This window comes from Frigidibacter sp. SD6-1, assembly GCF_030143255.1.
Lineage (GTDB): Bacteria > Pseudomonadota > Alphaproteobacteria > Rhodobacterales > Rhodobacteraceae > TMP-24.
Genome location: NZ_JARJNR010000005.1, coordinates 109,372 through 127,312, shown reverse-complemented (window position 1 = coordinate 127,312; position 17,941 = coordinate 109,372). Strand labels below are relative to the sequence as shown.

15 protein-coding genes are annotated in these 17,941 nt (G+C 64.5%); 6 read left to right on the top strand and 9 right to left on the bottom strand.

From position 1 onward, the window contains the following. Positions 1-7 precede the first annotated feature (7 nt). The 9 genes from P0645_RS10805 to P0645_RS10765 form a co-directional block, all read right to left on the bottom strand. Positions 8-919 (bottom strand): FAD:protein FMN transferase, encoded by a 912-nt coding sequence (locus P0645_RS10805; protein WP_284164585.1) that lies wholly within the window; start codon positions 917-919, stop codon positions 8-10. A 1-nt stretch (position 920) separates the two neighbouring features. After that, the gene (locus P0645_RS10800; RefSeq protein ID WP_284164584.1) at positions 921-1,493 is read right to left on the bottom strand and encodes a nitrous oxide reductase accessory protein NosL; all 573 of its coding nucleotides are present in this window, start codon (positions 1,491-1,493) and stop codon (positions 921-923) included. Continuing rightward, positions 1,490-2,311, bottom strand: coding sequence for an ABC transporter permease (locus P0645_RS10795; protein ID WP_284164583.1), 822 nt, complete (start codon positions 2,309-2,311; stop codon positions 1,490-1,492). Before P0645_RS10795 ends, P0645_RS10800 begins: the two co-directional genes overlap by 4 nt. Then, positions 2,308-3,204 (bottom strand): ABC transporter ATP-binding protein, encoded by an 897-nt coding sequence (locus P0645_RS10790; RefSeq protein WP_284164582.1) that lies wholly within the window; start codon positions 3,202-3,204, stop codon positions 2,308-2,310. Before P0645_RS10790 ends, P0645_RS10795 begins: the two co-directional genes overlap by 4 nt. Continuing rightward, positions 3,170-4,504, bottom strand: a complete 1,335-nt coding sequence (locus P0645_RS10785) for a nitrous oxide reductase family maturation protein NosD (protein ID WP_284164581.1) — start codon at positions 4,502-4,504, stop codon at positions 3,170-3,172. The genes P0645_RS10790 and P0645_RS10785 overlap by 35 nt, the downstream gene beginning before the upstream one ends. A gap of 4 nt (positions 4,505-4,508) precedes the next feature. Further along, on the bottom strand, positions 4,509-6,449 hold the full coding sequence (gene nosZ, locus P0645_RS10780) for a TAT-dependent nitrous-oxide reductase (RefSeq protein ID WP_284164580.1): 1,941 nt from the start codon (positions 6,447-6,449) through the stop codon (positions 4,509-4,511). 11 nt (positions 6,450-6,460) lie between these two features. Further along, entirely contained in the window at positions 6,461-8,644 is a 2,184-nt protein-coding gene (locus tag P0645_RS10775; RefSeq protein WP_284164579.1) for a NosR/NirI family protein, read from the bottom strand. After that, entirely contained in the window at positions 8,641-9,132 is a 492-nt protein-coding gene (locus P0645_RS10770; RefSeq protein WP_284164578.1) for a hypothetical protein, read from the bottom strand. The genes P0645_RS10775 and P0645_RS10770 overlap by 4 nt, the downstream gene beginning before the upstream one ends. A 219-nt stretch (positions 9,133-9,351) precedes the next feature. Beyond that, positions 9,352-10,191 (bottom strand): prephenate dehydratase, encoded by an 840-nt coding sequence (locus P0645_RS10765; protein WP_284164577.1) that lies wholly within the window; start codon positions 10,189-10,191, stop codon positions 9,352-9,354. Positions 10,192-10,310: 119 nt separating this feature from the next. Here P0645_RS10765 and P0645_RS10760 point away from each other — a divergent pair, with 119 nt between their 5' ends. The 6 genes from P0645_RS10760 to P0645_RS10735 all read left to right on the top strand — a co-directional run bounded on the left by P0645_RS10760 (position 10,311) and on the right by P0645_RS10735 (position 17,914). After that, positions 10,311-10,835, top strand: a complete 525-nt coding sequence (locus P0645_RS10760; RefSeq protein ID WP_284164576.1) for a c-type cytochrome — start codon at positions 10,311-10,313, stop codon at positions 10,833-10,835. A gap of 151 nt (positions 10,836-10,986) precedes the next feature. Continuing rightward, entirely contained in the window at positions 10,987-12,891 is a 1,905-nt protein-coding gene (locus tag P0645_RS10755) for an extracellular solute-binding protein (RefSeq protein ID WP_284164575.1), read from the top strand. A gap of 19 nt (positions 12,892-12,910) precedes the next feature. Continuing rightward, the gene (locus tag P0645_RS10750) at positions 12,911-13,993 is read left to right on the top strand and encodes a microcin C ABC transporter permease YejB (RefSeq protein WP_284164574.1); all 1,083 of its coding nucleotides are present in this window, start codon (positions 12,911-12,913) and stop codon (positions 13,991-13,993) included. Next, entirely contained in the window at positions 13,993-15,096 is a 1,104-nt protein-coding gene (locus P0645_RS10745) for an ABC transporter permease (protein ID WP_284164824.1), read from the top strand. Before P0645_RS10750 ends, P0645_RS10745 begins: the two co-directional genes overlap by 1 nt. Beyond that, complete coding sequence (locus P0645_RS10740) at positions 15,093-16,694, top strand: ABC transporter ATP-binding protein (RefSeq protein WP_284164573.1); 1,602 nt, start codon at positions 15,093-15,095, stop codon at positions 16,692-16,694. Before P0645_RS10745 ends, P0645_RS10740 begins: the two co-directional genes overlap by 4 nt. Continuing rightward, positions 16,691-17,914, top strand: a complete 1,224-nt coding sequence (locus P0645_RS10735; RefSeq protein WP_284164572.1) for a glycosyltransferase — start codon at positions 16,691-16,693, stop codon at positions 17,912-17,914. The genes P0645_RS10740 and P0645_RS10735 overlap by 4 nt, the downstream gene beginning before the upstream one ends. The last annotated feature ends 27 nt before the right edge of the window (positions 17,915-17,941 follow it).

Here is a 17,941-nt window from a genome sequence, read left to right as displayed (position 1 = left end):
GACAGGTTTACGATCGGACGGCGGCTTCGCAGCGCGCTTCGGGGAAGACAGAAAGGATCGCGTCGATCTCTGCCTTGATCCTGGTCAAACAGGCGGCAGTGGAAAGGGCGTCCGCCAGCGCGGCGGACGGCGCCGAGATGCTGACCGCCCTCCAGACAGGCGGCGCGGTTTCGCCGGTCGCGGGATCGAGGATATGGCCCGACCTTCCGTCCGCATCGAAGGTCGTGCCAAGGGGTGCCGACGTCGCGAGGGCCCGCTGCCTGAGCGGCACAAGGCCGCCCTCCGCCAGCATGGCCGACCAGTCCGACCCGTCCGGCTGGCCGCCGAGTGCGCGCAACTCGCCGGTGTCGATCAGGATATTCGTCAGCCCCCCGGCCTCCAGAAGCCGGGCGATACGGTCGGCGACATAGCCCTGCGCGATACCATTCAGGGTCAGCGCCATGGCGGGAGCGAGCGTCACGGCGCTGCGGTCGAGGCGGACATCCGCCCATCCGCCGCACGCGCGCGCCGCCATCAGTTCGGCGCGGCCGGGTCTTGTGCCTGCGACGGTGCGTTCGGCCCAGAGTGCCCAGAGCGGCTGCACCGTCGGGTCGAACAGCCCGCCGCTGGCGCGATGAACAGCGCCGGCGAGCGTGAGGCACTCCAGAAGCTCGGGCGGCGGCGCGTCGATCCGGCCGGTGCGGTTCAGGCGCATGAGCGCGCTTTCGGGCCGGTAGAGGCTGAAGATGCCCTCCAGCCGCGCGATTTCGGCCGTGACCTCTTCGGCGATGCGGGCGGCGTCGGGATGGTCGATGCGAAGGCTCGCCCGCGCGCCGAGCGCGACGCCGGTCCAGGTCGGCGGCGGCGCGGCGCGGGTCGGTCCCGCGAGGGCGAAGGGCGCTGCGGCAGAGATGGCGAGGAAGCGGCGGCGGGTCTGCATCTTAGTCTCCGACGGTTTCGGACAGGGCCTTGAGGCGTGCCTGATAATCGGCATCGCCTTCTTCGGCGGCGGATGTCGCGGCGCCCTCGACGGGTGCGAGGACAGCGCTGTCGGGCACATCGGCCAGACGCATCACGGCGCCTCCGCGCTCGGCCGCGAAAGCCGCGGCCTTCGCTTCATCGGCGAAGGGGACAAGCTCCGGCGCGCCCATGCCGCCTTCGGCAGTGGAGCCCGTCACATAATAGGCGCTGTCGGCGCCGATCCAGTTGTCCGCCCCCGGCGCGGCCCATGTGGCGCCGGGGGCGCCCATGTCACTGACATAGATCGCGAGGATGACTCCGTCCTGTTCGGGCAGGCGCGCATAGGCCACGGCATCCCGCACCTGGCTGAAGAAGAGCGGCATCCCCGGCAGGCCCTCGAGATGGACCTGCGCTTTCGGCCCTTCATGTTCCAGAAGGCTCATCTGGCAATAGTGGCCGACAGCCTCTTCGGTTAAGGCAACCGGGGTCACGTCCTGTGCCTCCTCGCGGCAGGCGGAAAGAGCAAGGAGTGCGATCAGAAAGAGGCGTTTCATGGGGTCACCTTCCTGAACGCGGCACTGGAAAGCGCGAGCGCCGCGAGCGGCCAGAGAAGGACCGAAAGCGCGGACTGCCAGAGCGGCATCGCCGCGGCTGCACCGCCAACGCCGGTCGCCGCCGCCGTCGCCTCGGAAGCGGCGAGGTTGAAAAGGCGGAAGGCATCGGCCGGGTTGGCCAGAAGCGCGAGCGGGAAGAGATCGGTCGTGAACCAGCCGCCGCCATCGGCGACCACCGCGGCGAGCAGCGCCAGATCATAGAGAACGACGGCGCCGAGCCAGAGGCCCATCGCAAGGCCCGCCGCGCCCGAAGGGCGCCGGGCGAGCGCGGAAAGCGCATAGCCCGCACCGAGGAAGGTGGCGCCAAGGAGAAGCGAGGTCCAGCCGAGCCGGAACAGCGCGGGCAGGCCGGAGGCCGCCCCCGGATCGGCGAGGAAGGCGGCGGCAGCCGCCAGCCCGTAGCCCGCGACGAGGGCGAGTGCGAGGACGATCAGATGGGCAAGAAGCTTGCCGATCAGGATCTCGACCCGGCTGCCTGGATAGGTGAGAAGAAGCGGCAGCGTGCCGCGCTCCGCTTCGCCCGCGATCGCGTCGAAGGCCATCAGAAGCGCCAGGAGCGGCACGAGATAGACGGCGAGCGAGGTCAGCGACGCCACCGTGACCGACAGCCGGTCCGCGCCCAAGACCCCGGTCGGCGCCGATCCGGCAGCGGTGAGGACAAGCGCGAAAAGCGCCATCAGCCCGATGGCGATCGCCACCCAACGGTTGCGGAAGGCAATGCGGAATTCGGTGCGCGCGGTGGCGAGGATGCGCCTCATTGCCCGTCCCTCCGGCTGAAATGGCTGTAGATATCCTCAAGGCTCGGCGGCGTGACCTCGATATCGGCCAGCCGGTCGCCGAGGCCTGTCACGCGGGCAAGCGTGCCGAGCTTGTCCTCCTGACTGCAGGACAGCTGCAAGTCCGCGCCGAAGCGGATGGTGCCGGGCAGAGCCTTTGCAATGTCAGCCGCATAGCCGTTGCGCGCTGTCATGCGGATGGTGACCGGCAAGGCCGCCTCGCGCCTGAGGTCCGAAAGCGTGCCCGAGGCGACCATGCGGCCCTTCGACAGGATCAAGAGCCGGTCGGTCCGCGCCTCGACCTCGGTCAATGCGTGGGAGGAGAGGAGGATTGCCGCGCCCTCGGCCGCGAGGCCGTCGAGCAACTCATAGAAATCGCGGCGCGAGACCGGGTCGAGGCCCGAGGTCGGCTCGTCCAGAACCAATAGCCTCGGCTTGCCGATCAGCGCCTGCGCGAGGCCGACGCGCTGGCGCATGCCTTTGGAGTAGGACCCGATCCGGCGCCCCGCGGCCTCGTGCAGGCCGACCCGTTCCAGAAGCGCGCGCGCGCCCTTCGGGCTTTCGCCGCGCAGTGCGAGGTAATGGCCGATCTGCTCTTCGCCGGTCAGCGCGGGATGGAAGGCGGCGTTTTCCGGCAGATAGGCCACGCCCGCCCGCGCCGCCGCCGATCCGGGCGCGGCGCCGCAGACCTCGACGCTGCCGCTGTCGAACGGCAGAAGGCCGAGGACGATCTTCATCAGCGTCGACTTGCCTGCACCATTATGGCCGAGGAGCGCGACGCGCATGCCCGGTTCCACCGCAAGTGACACGGCATCAAGCGCCTTGAGACTGGCGAAGCACTTAGTGAGTGCCGAGATTTTCAGGGTCGATGTCATCATATTGTCCTTGCGCCCAGCGTCCTGCGGCCCCTGCCTCCATGGCGAGGGTCGCGGGCGGGACGGGGATGGTTCGCGGCGCCATCAGGGGAAAGCTGTCCTGCACGCCGCCGGGCAGGATCGCGGGGAAACTCTTCTGGCTCCAGCGCACCAGCTGGACGGCGGGCGAACCGGTGAGCAGCGCCGCCGCCGGTTGCGACCAGAGGATATGGTCCATCAGGTCGTTCGGCCGATAAACCCCGTCGGCGATCCCATCGCCGTTCAGATCGAATGCCGGGTTGTCGGACCAGAAATTACCCCGGCCCTCGAAGCTCCATTCGATCTGGCGGGTGCCGACATATTTCACCTGGTTGCGGTTGGCGATGAAACTGTTCTCGGTCAGAACATTGCGTTCCGATCCGGCGGTGAAATGGATGCCGATGCCGCAGCCTTCGAACCGGTTGCGGTAGATCAGGTTCTTGTGGGCATTGTAGATGAAGAGGCATTTTTTCGCCCCGCCGCGCACGAGGTTGCCGCTGACGTCGGCGCTGTTGGCATAATTCAGCATCAGCCCGTGTTCCCGGTCACCGAGCGAGAGGTTGTCCTTCACCACCACCTTGTTCGAAAACATGATAGCGAAGCCCAGATGATTGCCGACCGAGATGTTGCCGCTGACCTCGCTGTCGTGCGTGTACATGTAGTGGACCGCAAAGCGCAGGTCGCGGAACAGGTTGTGGCGGAAGACGTTTTCGCGCGAGGTGTTGGCGAATATGCCGTCGCGACCGAAGCGGATATCGTTTCCCTCGACGATCGTGCCGGGCGCGTTCCAGACATAGATGCCGTTGCCGCGTTCGTTCATGCGGGGGTCTTGCAGCCCCACGATCACATTGCCGCGCACCACGCTGCCGCGTGATCCGTGCACGTCGATCCCGTGCATGTTGTTTTCGAGCCGGACGCCCTCGATCAATGCGCCGTCGGCACCCTTCACGATCTTGATCCCGGCATCGAGGTCGGAATTGCGGGTGCCGGAGCCGGTCACCGTCAGCCCGCGGACCACCACATCGTCGGCAGTCACGGTGACGACCGTGCCCAGACCCTTGCCGTCGATCACCGCCTCTTGCGGGCCGGTCAGGGTCAGCGCCCGGTCCAGCGTGACGGGGCCGGAATAATGCCCGGCGGTGAGCATGAGCACATCGCCGGGATCGGCCCCGGCGATGGCAGTGGCAAGCGTTGCTTCGCCCGGCGCGACCCGCAGTTCTTCGGCCCCCGCCACGGAGGCGAGAAGAAGGGCGAGGATCAGGGCCGGGCGAAGAAGGATCATGGCATCATGCCGCCTTCGGTTCCACGAACATCCGGCCGCGCATCTCCATGTGCAGCGCATGGCAGAACCACTGGCAATAGTACCAGTAGACCCCCGGCTGACCGGCCACAAACGTGACCGAACTGGTCGCCTGCGGCCCGATTTCCATCGCCACGCCATGGTTGCCCATGGTGAAGCCGTGGGTCAGGTCGTCGATATCGTCGAGGTTGGTGACGATCACCGTTACCTCGTCGCCTTCCTTGACGGTGAATTCCTCGATAGCGAACTGCGGTGCTTGGCTCGACATGTAGACCCGCACCTTGTTGCCGTCGCGGATGACCTGATCCTGATAATCGTCCAGGTTCACCCCGTCGGCCTCGGCCTGCTTGCGCGTCTCGGCCCACATCGGGTCCTGCCGGTCCCAGACCGACTTGATGCCGGTCATCTTCGAGGCGTGGACGGCGATCGCATCATGCGGCTCGGCGAAATTCGGGCCATCGTGGACGACCACCATCTTGTCGCCGGAAATGTCGATCAGCTGATCGTTCTCCGGCTTCAGCGGTCCGACGTTCAGGAACCGGTCCTTCGAGAACTTGCACAGGCAGACGAGCCACTTGCCGTCGGCCTCCAGCGTCTCGCCCATCGAGGTCTTGAGGTGACCGGGCTGGTACTGGACATCGACCTTGTCGAGGATCGGATCGACCGCCTCGCCCTTGTAGGCGGCGATCGCCTTGTCGATGTTCCACTTCACCACCTGGCTGTCGAGGAAGAGCGAGGTATAGACGTTGCCCTGCCCGTCGAACGCATTGTGCAGCGGGCCAAGGCCCAGTTCCGGTTCCGCCACCACGCAGGAGCGCGGATCGGCGCCGTCGAAGACGGCATCCAGCAGCGTGACGTCGATCACCGTGACGGTGGGCGACAGCTTGCCACCGATGCACAGGTGCTTCTTGTCCGGCGCCATGTTGCAGCCATGCGGGTTGTTGGCGATCGGGATATAGCGGGTGAACTGGCTGTTCGCTTCCTTGCGGCCGTCCAGAACCTTGACCCCGTTCTGCTCGGTGTAGGCGCCGGCCGCGATCGCCTTCTCGATCTCGGCGATGTTGAAGACCACGACATGGTCCATCTCGCTGGCCGTCATGTCGGCAAGGTTCATGCCCATCTCGGAGTTGTAGGAGGTTGAGAAGGCCCATTTGCCCTCATAGTCGGCATCGGTATTGTCGAGGTTGCCGGACACCAGCACCTGCCAGGCGACATCCCACTTGTCGGCGTCGACCGCCGTGAAGACGTTCACATAGGTGCTGACGTCCTTCATGGTCGAGCCGTCATTGACCAGCGGCGCCTCGTCTTCACCGTTCGCGAAGACGTAGTTGGTGCGCGGCCATTTCTGCGGACGCAGGCCATGGATGCCCTTGGCGTTCGGGATTTCCAGGATCGCGTCGCATTTCATCACGTCGCAGCGCACGCGGGCCACACGGGTGTTGGCCTTGTCGTTCATGTACAGGTGACGGCCATCGTACTTGCCTTCGGTGAAGGACATGTGGACGTGGTGAAGATCGCCATTGTCATGGATCTTCTTGCCGTTGGCCGCGAGGAAGGCCTTCGTCTTGTCGGTCATCGTCCGCTGGTGGATCGCGATCGATTCATTGGTCTGGCCCCAGCCCGTGGCCGAGCAGCGGTTGAACACCGGCACCCGCATCAGTTCGCGCATCGAGGGGATGCCGAGAATGCGCATCTCGCCCGTTTGGCCCGAGGACCAGAAGCCGTAATATTCGTCAAGCTGGCCGGGGGCGACGGCGGCCGCCTCGGTCGCGCCGGCCGCGGTGGCGGAGGTGGCGAGAGCTGCGGCGCCCACCGCGCCGCCGGTCAGCGTCGCGCGCCCGGCGAATGCGCCTGCAAGGGCGGCGGTTCCGGCGGTCGCGCCAAGAAGCCCGCGTCTGGAAATGCCGTTTCTCAGTTCGTCAGACATGATCTGTCCTTTCATTCGGCTGGTTGCGTCTTGGGGTGGTTGGGGTGCCCGGAAAGGTCGCGCGGCGTGGCCGAACCCACCGCCTCGCGCCGTTTCAGTTTCTTGATCACGACCGGGCAGGTCGTTTTCGATTGGTAGAGAACCTGGCAATGCAGGCAGTTCAGGCATTCGTTGGGGTTGATCTCGCCCGTCGGATGGATGGCCTGGACCATGCATTGGTTGGCGCAGGTCTGGCAGGGATTGCCGCATTCGCGGTACCGCTTCAGCCAGTCGAACATGCGCAGCCGTGCGGGAATGGCGAGCGCCGCGCCCAGCGGGCAGAGATAGCGGCAATAGAAGCGTTCGACGAAAAGACCCGCGACCAGCAGCGCCGCCGCGTAGGCAACGAACGGCCAGGCGCGGATGAATTTGAGGATGATCGCGGTCTTGAACGGCTCGACCTCGGCCAGATGTTCGGCCTGTTCGATCGACATCAGCGACACGCCGAACAGGCCAAGGAAGGTCATGTATTTGATCGGCCAGAGCCGTTCGTGCAGGCCCCAGGGCAGTGTCCATTGCGGGATGTGCAGCGCCTTGGCGATCCGGTTCGTCAACTCCTGCAGCGCGCCGAACGGGCAGAGCCAGCCGCAATAGGCCCCGCGCCCCCAGAAGAGAAGCGCGGCAGCGACCGCGAACCACAGGATGAAGGTCAGCGGGTCGAGGAGGAAGGCCTGCCAGCTGAAGCCGCTGACAAGGGCTCCGAAGAGAGCCATCAGGTTCACGACCGATAGCTGCGCATTGGCATACCAGCCGAGGAAGACCAGAGTGAAAGTCAGATAGCCGATCCGGAACCAGAAGAAGGCGCGTTCGTTCCGCGTCGTCCATTTCTGGAAGAAGAAGACGGCCGTCAGCACGAAAAGCATGGCCAGAAGAACGGCAATCTCGAACTGGGAGCCGTTCCAGATGCGCTTCCAGAGCAGTGCCTGCGCGGTGCCTTCATCCTGCGCGGCGGCGAGCGTGGCCGTATCCGGCTCGGGCGCTTGGGTGGCGGCGACGGGACGCAGATAGGATTGCGGCAGCTGATAGGAGAGGTCGAAGGTGGTGAAGAGTTTCTCAATCGGCCCGACCTCGCGCTGCACCAGAAGCTGGAGGCGGAAGGGTTCGACCGGATCGAAGCCCACATCGGCGGGGACCCTGAAGAGGTCCGCCTCGGCGAAGGCGGGCGCCCCGGGGGTGGCGACGGCCACAAGCCTGCGGTGCATCTTGTCGCGAAAACGGACCGACACATCGCCCTGTATCAGAACGATCCGGTCGAAGATGCCGCCCCGGACATAGCCCGAACCCTTGAAACTGTAGAGCCCGCGCCCGACCACCGCGATCGCCTGTTCGCCGGGCTGCAGCCAGCCTGTCAGATTGGCATATTCCGCCTCGCCCAGGACGGCCCTGCCGATCGCCGGGACTGAAACGAGGGCGGTCTGCATCTCGATGAAGGTCGTCTCGGGCGCCTCCGTCAGCGCGCGTTCGGCTGCGCGCTTGTCCTCAAGCCCTGCGAAGGCCGCGTTCACCTGACCCACGTCCAAGGACAGGCGCCGGATCGTGCCGTCGCCTTCCAGCGCCGTCCAGTCCCCGGCGGCACCGGCCTCGGGATTGATCTCGAAGCGAGGGCCTGCCGCCTTCGCCTCGGGCGCAAGCCCGCCAAGGCCCAGCGCGCGTGCCACCTTCAGGCCGGATCGCACGATGGAATCGTCGATCACCATCACCGTAACGGTGGCGCCCGAGATGATGTCGACGTCATGCGACGTGCCGCCGGACTGCGCCTCGGCCACCAGATCGAGGCCGATGTAGGCTGCCGCAAGCGCCTTCACCTTGGCATCCGGAATGCCGATCAGCACGATCGGCTCGGAATGTTTGACGAGTTGGACGCCGATGACCTTCGCATCCTTGTCGATGGCCACCATCGTGTGAATGGGCTTGCCGGAATAGCCGGTCGTGCCGACGAAGTCAGAGGTGATGAAGGCCCAGCCGATGGGCTCGCCGCCCTTGAGCAGCGGCACAACGGCCAGATCGTCGCGGATCGCGCCAAACCCGTCGGCACCGGCGACCAGGTCGCCCGCAGCGACTTCGGGAAGAAATTTGGCAAGCACCGGCTCCGCCACAGCAGGCAGGGCTGCGAGCCAAAGGATGACATGCGAAAGAAGGAAGCGGAGGTAAGTCATCTCGGGGCGCCCTTGGAAAGCCGCCCGGAGGGGGAAGGGGGCGCAAAGCCCGCACGACCCGTGGCAAAGCCCGAGGCAGACAGATCAGATGGTGGGGATGGAGGTCCGCGTGCCCTCGCGCGGCGCGCAGACATGGCCGGTGCAGTCCAGCTTGCCAGACGCCAGCCAGGCCGCCGTCTGGCATCGCGGCGCGCGATCAGGACCGGCGCGGCCAGGATCGCACCCTGCCCCGCGAACAGGCATTTCGGGCATTTCTGGCAATCCTGCATCGGCTGCGCTGGCGCGCCGCTGGCATCGAGCCAGACGGTTCTGCTGCCACCATCGGCGCAAAGTTCGAACGCGGTCGCATCGGCGGCGGACCCGGCATGCGGCAGACCCGCAAGCGTGAGGGTGAGCACGAGCAGAAGGATCAGGCACTGGCCCAGGCAGCGGCGCCCGTAACCAACCGGTCCGGCCGTCGGGCTGAATTTCGTTCCCAAGGGACGCATGCGCCGCTCGATTCGCTCGGATCCCGCTGCGACGGCACCACGCCCCGCAGCATTCCCGGCCACACCAATGCGCCGCAGCGCCGCGGCGCGCCTTGATTTAAATCATGTCCGGTCGATTTCATGTGGGAGGGCACAGCCCCCTCGCGGCGGCCGCCCGGCAGGCGCACGACGGAAAAGGCGGCAGGGGCGTCGGCCAGACGCTGCGGACGTGCCGGGCCGTCAGGCGCCGTGTCGCATCGGGTCGGCGGGGTAGACGCCCAGAAGCTTCATGTAGGAGGTGAAATAGGCCAGTTCCTCCAGCGCACGCTGGACGTTGGCATCATCGGGGTGGCCTTCGATGTCGGCATAGAACTGGGTGGCAGAGAAGACGCCGTCGACCATGTAGCTTTCCAGCTTGGTCATGTTCACGCCGTTCGTGGCAAACCCGCCCATCGCCTTGTAAAGCGCGGCCGGAATGTTCCTGACGCGGAAGACGAACGAGGTCATCATGCCATCGTCGCCGCGCCGCTTCAGATCCGGCTCGCGAGCCATCACCAGAAAGCGGGTCGTGTTGTTCGACTTGTCCTCGATATGACGGGCCAGAACCTCAAGCCCGTAGATCTCGCCCGCGAGTTCGGAGGCGAGGGCTGCAAGCTTCCGATCGGCCAGTTCCGCCACATGGCGGGCGGAGCCTGCCGTGTCGGCGCCGGTGACGGGACGGATGCCATTTTGCTTCAGGAAACCCCGGCACTGGCCGAGAAGAACCGTGTGGCTCATCGCGCCCTCGACCTCTTCCAGCCGCGTCCCGGGAACCGCCAGAAGGTTGATATGGACGCGCACGAACGCCTCGTCGACGATGTGAAGGCCGCTTTCGGGCAGCAGGTGATGGATGTCGGCCACCCGCCCGTAGGTCGAGTTCTCGACCGGCAGCATCGCAAGGTCGGCATCGCCCCGGCGGCAGGCCTCGATCGCGTCCTCGAAGGTCGCGCAGGGCAGCGCCTCCATCTCCGGCCGCGCCTGGCGGCAGGCCTGATGCGAATAGGCTCCCGGCTCTCCCTGGAAGGCGATGCGACCCTTCATGGCGTTCCCCACTTGCACTGACCCCGAAAAAGGGCAATTCGCCGCGCTAACTATACCTTGATCCCCGGCGGGGGAAGCGGATAGATAGCCCGCAAACCAGCCAAGACCCGAGGCGCGACATGTTCGACACGATGACAGTAACGAAGGCCGGCGGCGCGCTCTGCGGTGCCTTCCTGATCTTCCTTCTGGGCAAATGGGCGGCAGAGTCGCTCTATCACACCGGCGTGGAAGGTCATGGCGGCGAGGAAGTGGCGCAGGCCTATTCGATCGACACCGGCGCCGAAGGCGGCGAGGCCGAGGCGGCAGAGGCCGGGCCCGACTTCGCGACCGTCTTCGCGGCAGCCGATGCAGCGGCGGGCGAGAAGGTCTTCGGCAAGTGCAAGGCCTGCCACAAGGTCGACGGCACCAACGGGACCGGCCCGCACCTCGACGGCGTCGTCGACCGTGCAGTGGCCAGCGTCGAAGGCTTCAGCTTCTCTGACGCGCTCAAGGGCCTTGGCGGCAACTGGGAGCCGGAGCGTCTGAACGAATTCCTCACGAGCCCCAAGGGCTATGCGCCGGGTACCAAGATGGCCTTCGCCGGTCTGCCGAAAATCGAGGACCGCGCCAACCTCATCGCCTATCTCAAGGGCCTTGGCGGCTGAGCGCCAAAAGATCGGGAGCGGATCCGGGGCCGCCTGTCAGAGCGGCCCTTATTATTGCCTCACGAATTCGCAACTTGAAGCCCGCACCAATGGCGTTCTAGGGTCCGTACCAGGAAAGCGGGCGCGGTCGGAAACGCGCCGAGGGGGTGCCATGAAGTTGCAGGCCGTCACAGACAGCGCCGGGACCGTGCGGGCACGGCAGCGCGGCTTTTGCCTTGCCCTGGTCACGGCCATCGCCGTCACGCTTCCCGCCATGTCGCATGCCCAGACAACCGTCATCACCTCGCACGGCTATTCCAGTTTCGGCGAATTGAAATATGCCGCCGATTTCGACCACCTGGACTATGTCAATCCGGATGCGCCAAAGGGCGGTGAAATCTCCATCTGGGCGCAGGGCAACTTTGACAGTTTCAACCAGTATGCGATGGAAGGGGTGGCGGCCGCTCTGAACACAATAGGCGGCGAGTCGATCCTGACCTCGACAGCAGACGATCCATACGGGGCCTATTGTTTTCTTTGCACAACGCTCGAATATCCCGAAGATATCTCCTTCGTGACATTCAACCTGCGCGATGACGTTAAATTCTCGGACGGATCGCCGGTGACGGCAGAGGACATCGCATTCAGCTTCAATCTTTTCCTTGAGCAAGGCATCTCGGAATTCCGCGTCGCTCGGCAAGGCTGGTTGGAACGGGTCGAAATCGACGGCCCACACCGCATCACCTTCCATTTCACGGACAAGGCCCCAATGCGCGACCGAATAACCTTCGCTGGTGGCATTCCCGCTTTCTCCAAAAAGTGGTTCGAAGAAACAGGGGCGCGGCTGGACAAAAGCACCCAAAGACCGTTCCTTGCCACCGGGCCTTATGTTCTGGACAGTTTCAAGATCAACAGCCAGGTGGTCTACAAGCGCAACCCCGACTACTGGGGCAACGACATTCCATTCAACAAGGGTCGCAACAACTTCGATACGATAAGGGTTGAATATTTTGGCGACAGCAGCGCTGCCTTTGAAGGCTTCAAGTCGGGCGACTACACGTTTCGCAATGAAAGCTCATCGAAGGAGTGGGCGACGGGCTACGATTTCCCGGCCATCGAGAAGGGCTGGGTCAAGAGGGAAACCATTCCGGACGGGAACGTCGGCTCACGGCTTTCCTGGGTGTTCAATCTCGACCGCGAGAGATGGCAAGACAAACGCGTTCGTAACGCCATCGCCATGATGTTCAACTATGAGTGGTCACGGAAGGCGCTGCAATACGGGCTATATGAGCGACCTGTATCCTTCTGGCAGGCAACGGACCTCTCAGCGTCCGGCACCCCGTCGGAGGGTGAAATCGCGTTGCTGAAACCCTTGGTCGATGACGGGCTGCTGGATGCATCTATCCTGTCCGATGACGCAGTGCTTCCCTTTGCCAACGATCCCGATCAGAACCGCCCTTCACGCCAGACGATCCGCGCGGCCGCTCAGCTTCTCGACGATGCGGGCTGGAAAACCGGCGATGACGGAATAAGGCGCAACGAAAAGGGTGAGGAGCTATCGCTGACGATCATCCAGTACAACCCGATTTTCGACAAGTTCATCAACCCTTTCATCGAGAACCTCTCTCTGATCGGGATCAAGGGCAAGCTGGAGCGTATCGACACAGCGCAATATGTAGAGCGTCGGCGATCGGGCGACTTCGATATGACAAGCCATGCTTTCTCGATGACGTTCGAACCATCGACAGGCCTTGAACAGTGGTTCGCGACGAAGACCGCAGACAACAGTTCCCGCAATCTGATGCGGCTGCGCAATCCGGCCATCGACCGGCTGATCCCTCATGTTGTGGCTGCCCAGACGCAGACTGATCTGAAGACCTCGGTCCATGCGCTCGACCGGGTGCTGAGGAGCCTGGGCTTTGATATTCCTCTCTGGTACAATTCGGATACCTGGGTCGCCTATTACGATTTCTATCGTCACCCGGACAATCTGCCCCCCCTTCTGGTCGGAGAACTGGACTTCTGGTGGTACGATGCCGATGCGGCTCAGCGGCTGAAGGCTGCTGGCGCTTACTGACAACCGGAAAGTATCGGAATTGGGCGCCTATATCCTTCGCAGGCTACTACTGACGATTCCGACGCTGATCGGGATCATGCTGGTGAATTTCACTCTGACCCAATTCGTGCCCGGCGGCCCGATCGAACAAATGATCGCAAAGCTCGAAGGTCAGGGCGACGTGCTGAAATCGATCACCGGCGGCGCCGACGCGGGGATCGAGGAATCGATCGGCGACGAGAAGTACGCGGGCGCGCGCGGCCTGCCGCCCGAGTTCATTGCCAAGCTGGAAAAGCAGTACGGGTTCGACAAGCCCGCCTATGTCCGCTTCTTCGACATGATGGGCAGCTATCTGCGCTTCGATTTCGGCGAGAGCTATTTCCGCTCGATCTCGGTCATCGACCTGGTGCTGGAGAAAATGCCTGTTTCGATCTCGCTCGGCCTCTGGTCGACGCTTCTGGCCTATCTGGTCTCGATCCCGCTGGGGATAAGGAAGGCGGTAAAGGATGGCACGCCGTTCGACACCTGGACCTCGGGCGCGATCATCGTCGGCTATGCGATTCCGGGCTTCCTGTTCGCGGTGATGCTGATCGTCCTTTTTGCGGGTGGCAGCTACTGGAAGATCTTCCCGCTCAGGGGCCTCACCTCCGACAATTGGGAGGAGCTGAGCCTTCTGGCGAAGATCGGCGATTATTTCTGGCACATCACCCTGCCCACCATCGCCATGACCATCTCTGGCTTCGCCACGCTGACGCTTCTGACCAAGAACAGCTTCCTCGACGAGATCAACAAGCAATATGTGATGACCGCGCGGGCGAAGGGCCTGAGCGAGGGTCGCGTGCTATACGGCCATGTCTTCCGCAACGCCATGCTTCTGGTGATCGCGGGCTTTCCGGCGCTGATCATCTCGGTCCTCTTCGGCGGGGGGCTTCTGATCGAGGTGCTTTTCTCGCTCGACGGGCTCGGCCGCATGGGATTCGAGGCGGCGGTGCAGCGCGACTATCCGGTGGTTTTCGGCACGCTCTACGCCTTCGGGCTTCTCGGCCTCGTGGTGGGCATCATCAGTGACCTCATGTATGTGGTGGTCGATCCGCGCATCGATTTCGAAAGCCGCGCCGGATGATCCGTCTTTCCCCTCTCAACCAGCGCCGCCTGCGCAATTTCAAGGCCAACCGCCGGGCGCTCTGGTCGTTCTGGATATTCCTTGTCCTCTTCGGCCTGTCGCTCTTTGCCGAGGTGATCGCGAACGAAAAGCCGATCCTCGTGCGCTACAAGGGCGACTGGTTCCTGCCGGTCTACCGCTTCTATCCCGAAACCGCCTTCGGCGGCGATTTCAGGACCGAAGCCGTCTACAAGGATGAGGAGGTCCAGTGCCTGATCCTGTCCGGCGGGCTGCAGGAGTGCTGGGACGATCCCGAAGGCGTCATCGCCGATGCCGCCGATGGCGATGTCGCGGGTCAGGCGGTCGAGAAGGGTTACATCCTCTGGCCGCCGATACCCTTCAGCTACACCACCGTCGACAATGTCGGCCGCGCGCCATCGCCGCCCGACAGCATTCACTGGCTTGGCACCGACGACACCGCCCGCGACGTGCTGGCGCGCATCATCTACGGCTTCCGTCTGTCGGTCTTCTATGCGCTGATCGTGACCACCGGGGGCGCCGTGCTCGGCATCGCGGCAGGCGCCGTTCAGGGCTATTTCGGCGGCAGGACCGACCTGATCTTCCAGCGCATCATCGAGATATGGAGCGGGACACCCACGCTTTATGTCATCATCATCCTCTTCGCGATCCTCGGACGTTCCTTCTGGCTTCTGGTCGGGCTTTCGATCCTTTTCGGCTGGACCGGTCTTGTCGGCGTGGTCCGCGCGGAATTCCTGCGCGCGCGGAACTTCGAATATGTCCGCGCCGCCCGGGCGCTTGGCGTGCCCGACCGGGTGATCATGTTCCGCCATGTGCTGCCGAATGCGATGGTGGCGACGCTGACTTTCCTGCCCTTCATGGTCACCGGCGCCATCGGAAGCCTTGCGGCGCTTGATCTTCTGGGCTTCGGCCTGCCCTCGAACCTGCCGTCGCTGGGCGAACTGACCCAGCAGGCCAAGCAGAACCTGCAGGCGCCGCATCTGGGCTTCGCCGCCTTCTTTACCTTCGCGATCATGCTGTCGCTTCTCGTCTTCATCTTCGAAGGCGTGCGTGATGCCTTCGATCCCAGAAAGACCTTCCGATGACGGCACTTCTGAAGGTCGAGGGGCTGCATGTCAGTTTCCGTCAGGATGGCCGGGTCATCCCCGCCGTGAAGGGCGTGAGCTTCGAGGTCGCGAAGGGCGAGACGCTGGCCATCGTCGGCGAGAGCGGCTCGGGCAAGTCGGTCAGCGCGCTGTCGGTCGTGGGGCTGACCGGCGGGCATGCCGAGATCAGTGGCAGCGCCGTCTGGCAGGGCACGGAGCTGATCGGCGCGCCAGAGGCCGCGCTGCGTAGGGTCCGGGGCAATGACATCAGCTTCATCTTCCAGGAGCCGATGACCTCGCTCAATCCACTCCACACGATCGAAAAGCAGCTGGGCGAGAGCCTCGCGCTGCATCAGGGCGTCACCGGAACGGGCGCGCGGGCGCGGATCGTGGAGCTTCTTGAAAAGGTCGGCATCGCCGATCCGGCCAGTCGGCTCGGCGCCTATCCCCACCAGCTGTCAGGCGGCCAGCGCCAGCGCGTGATGATCGCCATGGCGCTGGCGAACGGGCCGGACCTTCTGATCGCGGATGAACCCACCACCGCGCTCGACGTGACGATCCAGGCGCAGATTCTCGACCTGCTCGCGGACCTCAAGGCACGCGAAGGCCTGTCGATGATCTTCATCAGCCACGACCTCGGCATCGTGCGGCGCATCGCCGACCGGGTGGCGGTGATGCAGTTCGGCGAGATCGTCGAACAGGGGCCGGTGGCCGAGATTTTCGGCAATCCGCAGCATCCCTATACGCAGAAGCTGCTGGCCGCAGAACCCCACGGCACGCCCGATCCTGTCGCGGCCGACGCGCCCGTGGTGATCCGCACGGAAAATCTGCGCATATGGTTCCCGATCGAGCAGGGCCTTCTCAAGCGTGTCGTCGGCCATGTGAAGGCGGTCAACTCCGCCTCGGTCAGCGTGCGCGCAGGTGAAACCTTGGGCATCGTCGGCGAAAGCGGTTCGGGCAAGACCACCCTCGCGCTCGGCATCATGCGGCTGATCCAGGCGGACGGGCCGGTGATCTACATGGGTCAGGATATCAGCCAGTGGCGGGCGCGGGACCTCAGGCGCCTCAGGCGCGACATGCAGATCGTCTTTCAGGACCCCTACGGCAGCCTCTCGCCCCGCATGACGGCCGAAGAGATCATCGCCGAGGGCCTTGGCGTGCATGGCGTGGACCCCGGCCGCGACCGGCGCGAGATGGTGGCCGAAATCATGGAGGAGGTCGGGCTCGACCCGGCGATGATGGGTCGCTATCCGCATGAATTTTCCGGCGGCCAGCGCCAGCGGATCGCCATCGCCCGCGCAATGATCCTGAGACCGAAGGTGGTGGTTCTGGACGAACCTACCAGTGCGCTCGACATGACCGTGCAGGTGCAGATCGTTGAGCTTCTGCGCGACCTGCAGAAGCGGCACGGGCTTGCCTATCTGTTCATCAGCCATGACCTGCGCGTCGTCAGGGCACTTTCGCACCGGATCGCGGTCATGCACCGGGGCGATATCGTGGAAAGCGGCACGGGCGCGGAAATATTCGGCGCGCCGCAACATCCCTATACGCAGACCCTGCTCGCCGCCGCCTTCGCCGACCGGAAAGCCGCGGAATGAGGATCCTCTTCGTCCACCAGAACTTCCCCGGTCAGTTCAGGCATCTGGCGCCGGCCTTGGCGGCGCGCGGGCATGAGGTGCTGGCACTCGCCGATGTCGCCCACAAGACAAACCCGACCCAGGTCCGCACGCTCTACTACAAGAGCCCGGTGAAGAACCGCCTCAAGGGCATCGGCGCGACCTTTGCCGACATGGTGGCCTGCGGCGAGATGGTGGGCGGCGCCTGCGCTCAACTGCGCGAACGGACCGGGTTCGTGCCGGACGTGATCTTCGGCCATAACGGCTGGGGCGAGATGCTGTTCCTGCGCGAGATCTGGCCCGAGGCCAAGATCATCAATTATGCCGAACTCGTCTATCGCTCGCGTGGGCTGGATAGCGATTTCGACCCGGAGTTCCAGCAGACCGACCTGAAGGCACGGATGGCGACGACAGCGCGGGCGGCGCATATCCTGCAAAGCATGATCGACGCCGATGCGGCGCAGTCGCCGACCGCATGGCAGGCGTCGAGCTTTCCGCCCCTTCTGCGCGAGAAGATCACGGTGATCCATGATGGCGTGGATACAGACGAGGTGCGGCCCGATCCGGCGGCGGAACTGTCGCTGGGCGAAGGCAAGCCCGTGCTCCGCGCCGGGGACGAGGTTCTGACCTTCCTCAACCGCAATCTCGAACCCTACCGGGGCTATCATATCTTCATGCGGGCGCTGCCTGCGGTGATGGCGGCGCGGCCGAACGCGCAGGTGGTGATCGTCGGCGGCGAGGGGCAAAGCTATGGTCGCGCCCCGCAAAGCGGCACCTGGAAGCAGATCTTCCTTGACGAGGTGAAGGACCGGCTCGACCTCACGCGTGTGCATTTCACGGGAAAGATCGCCCGCCCGGCCTTTCTGTCATTGATGCAGGTGACACGGGTTCATGCCTATCTGACCTATCCGTTCGTCCTGTCCTGGTCGATGATCGAGGCGATGAGCGCGGGTGCCCTGGTCATCGGCTCCCGCACCGGGCCGGTCGAGGAGGTCATCCGGGATGGAGTGAACGGCCGACTGGTCGATTTCTTCGATGTGGAGGGCTGGTCGGCGGCGTTGACGCAGGCGCTCGCCCATCCTTCGCTTGACGACCCGCTGCGCGCGGCTGCGCGCGCGACCGCAATCGAGCGCTACGATCTGCAAAGGGTCTGCCTGCCGCGCCTAATCCGGTTCGTCGAGGAGATTGCCGCGGTCCTTTAGTGACCGCAGCCTCGTCGAGCCCTCGGT

Excerpts from the sequence above, each read along its gene's own strand:
- P0645_RS10765 (WP_284164577.1), bottom strand. The coding sequence starts at position 10,191 with ATGAAGGGTCGCATCGCCTTCCAGGGAGAGCCGGGAGCCTATTCGCAT.
- P0645_RS10775 (WP_284164579.1), bottom strand. The coding sequence starts at position 8,644 with ATGACTTACCTCCGCTTCCTTCTTTCGCATGTCATCCTTTGGCTCGCA.
- P0645_RS10795 (WP_284164583.1), bottom strand. The coding sequence starts at position 2,311 with ATGAGGCGCATCCTCGCCACCGCGCGCACCGAATTCCGCATTGCCTTC.
- nosZ (WP_284164580.1), bottom strand. The coding sequence starts at position 6,449 with ATGTCTGACGAACTGAGAAACGGCATTTCCAGACGCGGGCTTCTTGGC.
- P0645_RS10805 (WP_284164585.1), bottom strand. The coding sequence starts at position 919 with ATGCAGACCCGCCGCCGCTTCCTCGCCATCTCTGCCGCAGCGCCCTTC.
- P0645_RS10770 (WP_284164578.1), bottom strand. The coding sequence starts at position 9,132 with ATGCGTCCCTTGGGAACGAAATTCAGCCCGACGGCCGGACCGGTTGGT.
- P0645_RS10760 (WP_284164576.1), top strand. The coding sequence starts at position 10,311 with ATGTTCGACACGATGACAGTAACGAAGGCCGGCGGCGCGCTCTGCGGT.
- P0645_RS10735 (WP_284164572.1), top strand. The coding sequence starts at position 16,691 with ATGAGGATCCTCTTCGTCCACCAGAACTTCCCCGGTCAGTTCAGGCAT.
- P0645_RS10790 (WP_284164582.1), bottom strand. The coding sequence starts at position 3,204 with ATGACATCGACCCTGAAAATCTCGGCACTCACTAAGTGCTTCGCCAGT.
- P0645_RS10785 (WP_284164581.1), bottom strand. The coding sequence starts at position 4,504 with ATGATCCTTCTTCGCCCGGCCCTGATCCTCGCCCTTCTTCTCGCCTCC.
- P0645_RS10740 (WP_284164573.1), top strand. The coding sequence starts at position 15,093 with ATGACGGCACTTCTGAAGGTCGAGGGGCTGCATGTCAGTTTCCGTCAG.
- P0645_RS10755 (WP_284164575.1), top strand. The coding sequence starts at position 10,987 with ATGAAGTTGCAGGCCGTCACAGACAGCGCCGGGACCGTGCGGGCACGG.
- P0645_RS10800 (WP_284164584.1), bottom strand. The coding sequence starts at position 1,493 with ATGAAACGCCTCTTTCTGATCGCACTCCTTGCTCTTTCCGCCTGCCGC.